Source organism: Phytobacter sp. V69, from assembly GCF_965644215.1.
GTDB lineage: Bacteria > Pseudomonadota > Gammaproteobacteria > Enterobacterales > Enterobacteriaceae > Phytobacter.
The window spans coordinates 1-2,918 of the sequence record NZ_CBFFRL010000340.1 but is presented as its reverse complement, the minus strand read 5'-3'; the positions used below and the strand labels follow the sequence as shown (position 1 = coordinate 2,918).

The window sequence follows — 2,918 nt, the reverse complement described above, 5'->3', positions numbered from 1 at the left end:
ACACCATCACTGCGTTTCGGGCTCCTGTGTTCATGGTCAGTGAGTTTTTAAAACGTTTTTCCAGATTCCTAACCATGGACGTGAATGTAGCCGTCGCCGGCGGTGGTCTTGAGGCTCCAGAGGACATCGCTGTAGTACGCCCGCAGGCTCTCCTCGACAAAGCTGCCGGACTCGAGCTTCAGGGTGCTTAGGTCGCAGACGGCGCGCAGCTCTGCCGGGAGGTGAAGGGCGATGAAGTCCCGGGCGGTGTCGGGGTTTGTCAGGAAGGCCTTGAAGGCCGCATCATGCGGCACCGGGGTGTGTTTTTTCATGCGCCATTTCAGTCAGTTCAGAAAAGACCAGTTTACCACACTGCCCGGCCTGATTCAGCGACAGCAACTCCGTCCGCTATGGGGCGGCCGGCAAACGCAGGATGCGCGAGGATACGGTCTTCTTTGTTGAGGCTGCGCTAAACTGGCTGTGGAGCCCGGAACAGATCAGCGCCGTTGGCCATATTATCGGCAGGCCGGTTAGTCACGAGTGGATTTACCAGCACGTGACCTGCGATAAAGCAGAGGGCGGTGAGCTGTACAAGCTCCTCCGGCAGGGGAAACGCCGCTATCGCAAAGGCTATGGTAAAAAGCGAAGTCCGATACCTGACGCCGTATCCATCGAGCAGAGACCAGCCGTTGTTGATGCTCGTACCCGACTGGGTGACTGGGAAGCGGATCTGGTACTGGGCGCACAAGGGACAGGCGCTGTCGTGACGCTGGCCGAACGTAAGAGCCGTATTTATCTGACAAAAAAGGTGTTTTCGAAAGATTCAGCCGAAGTGGCTACAGCCATCATCTCGATGCTGAGTAGCTATAAGGATGTCTGTCACACTATCACGTTCGATAACGGTGGTGAGTTCAGTGAGCACAGGGCGATAGCGGAAGCGCTGGAAGCGGAAACCTATTTCGCTCACCCATATGCGTCGCATGAACGAGGGCTGAATGAGAACACAAACGGCCTGTTACGGCAGTTTATCCCGAAGGGAACTGACCTGCACACAGTGTCAGAAGAAGACCTACGGCGCTATCAGGGTGCGTTGAACAGCAGGCCACGCAAGTGTCTGGGGTTCAGACAACCCTCGGTGGTGTTTGCAGAGTTAAGACAGGCGGCTTAGCGTTGCACTTCGAACTTGAATCCGCCAATCACCTTCCTGTGCTCAGGATTGTTCTCTGTTCACAAATAGTGTTACAGTTTTCAAGCTCTTGTGGAAAAAAGGTTTTGAGTTATTCCTCCCACATAGCCGCACTGCACCAGGCTTGGTATTTTTTGCTCTTGCGTACTGCTGGATGTCAATAAATGGCCTAATGAAATAGTCTCTATACCCTAAATAATTCGAGTTGCAGGAAGGTGGCAAGTGAGCGAATCCCGATGAGTTTACTGTAGTAAGTGATTCGGGTGAACGAGCATAGCCAACTCTCATGCAGCTTGAAAAATGACGGGTATAAATGTTTTCAATTTCCTATACGTCAAGATACGGAGAAACCTTTATGGCAAACACTTCTGTTATGATCACGACAGGGCGTTTTAGAAAAATCAGAGAACTCAACAGGCGACGTAATTACCTTATAAAAAAATTGAGATATATGACCAGGCTTTGCATTGCAAAGTTCCTTTGGGATGCAAAAAATAAAATACCCCCTGATATCGGCACGGCGAAAAAAGTATTACTCATACGCAATGAGGGGGCGGTGGGCGATGTCGTTGTCGATACCACGCTGGTCAAATGTCTCTACAATTCTGGATTTGTCGTGGATTTTCTGTTAACAACATCAAACAGTTCTGTCGTAAAATTTAATCCGTATATCAGGAATATCTTTGAGGCCGAGACTATTAGCTCAACGCACTTCTTAAAAAATTTTTCCCATAACGTGTCAAAGTCGGTGATTAACCAATTAAATAGCAATAAATACGATATCATTATCGACCCTTCCCTTTTTGATACTCCTGTGCATCGTATGTTATTATTAAAACAGATAAAAGCGAAATGTGTTATTGGTTTTAACAAATGGAGTAAAATCAATCATTATAATAAGGTTTTTGATTTCGATTGTTGTAATAATCATATTAGCCAAACCTACCATTTAATAGCTGATTTTTTAAAGATAAAAAAAGAATCATTGGAAATTAATGATTTACACACTCCTGAAGACATTAAAGAACAAGTCAAAAAACACCTTGCTGAATTACCCAAGGGTAAAACGGTAATTATCAATATTTTTGCTGGTAATACTGACCGTTGCATGTCTCAGGAGCAGCTTGCAAACATCATCAACCTTCTTCAGCTGCACTACGATGGCATCAATATAATTTTACTTGATCATCGAAAAGAAATAAGGTTGCCATTACCTGATGGCGTAACTCTTAACCCCTTTAAAACCCTGCATCATATGATGGAGCTTATCGCGAACGCGGATCTGGTTATTTCACCGGATACGGCGATTGTGCATATTTCTGCAGCGTGGAATAAGCCGCTGATTGCGGTGTATAAAGATGTGCAACTAAACAATACGCTCTGGTCGCCCGGTTATGACAATGCCAGCCAGATCATCATCTCTGGTGGCAATATCCACCAAAGTAAAGAGGTGGTCCCACGCATTCTCAATGAGATAGAGAGGCGTGGCTTACTTGATTGTAAGCTCCCCGTGTAGGACGTCTTCCGGCTTTGGCTGGGATGATTAAGGATGGTCTACGAACTACCCCGGGAATCCTGGAGACTAAATAGCTGCGCGGAATAGTATACCCATGATACTTAAAGTTGCTGGAGCCTGAACCCAAGGCCGCGGTAGGGGAAGTTGTTGGAGTACTACCAAGCGAATTCAGATAATAAGTGCAACGCTCGGACATGATTGTGGAGAGTGTAGGAGGAAGGGTTAACTACCGATAAG

1 protein-coding gene and 2 pseudogenes are annotated in these 2,918 nt (G+C 46.8%); 2 read left to right on the top strand and 1 reads right to left on the bottom strand.

From position 1 onward, the window contains the following. Nucleotides 1–80: 80 nt before the first annotated feature. Nucleotides 81–311, bottom strand: a pseudogene (locus ACSZPU_RS24755) (Rpn family recombination-promoting nuclease/putative transposase); the annotation flags it as partial. Between the two features lie 74 nt (nucleotides 312–385). On the opposite strand from ACSZPU_RS24755, the pseudogene ACSZPU_RS24750 reads away from it, so the two are divergent. Next, nucleotides 386–1,147: pseudogene (locus ACSZPU_RS24750) on the top strand (IS30 family transposase); the annotation flags it as partial. 373 nt (nucleotides 1,148–1,520) lie between these two features. Then, on the top strand, nucleotides 1,521–2,681 hold the full coding sequence (locus tag ACSZPU_RS24745) for a glycosyltransferase family 9 protein (RefSeq protein WP_499004234.1): 1,161 nt from the start codon (nucleotides 1,521–1,523) through the stop codon (nucleotides 2,679–2,681). The last annotated feature ends 237 nt before the right edge of the window (nucleotides 2,682–2,918 follow it).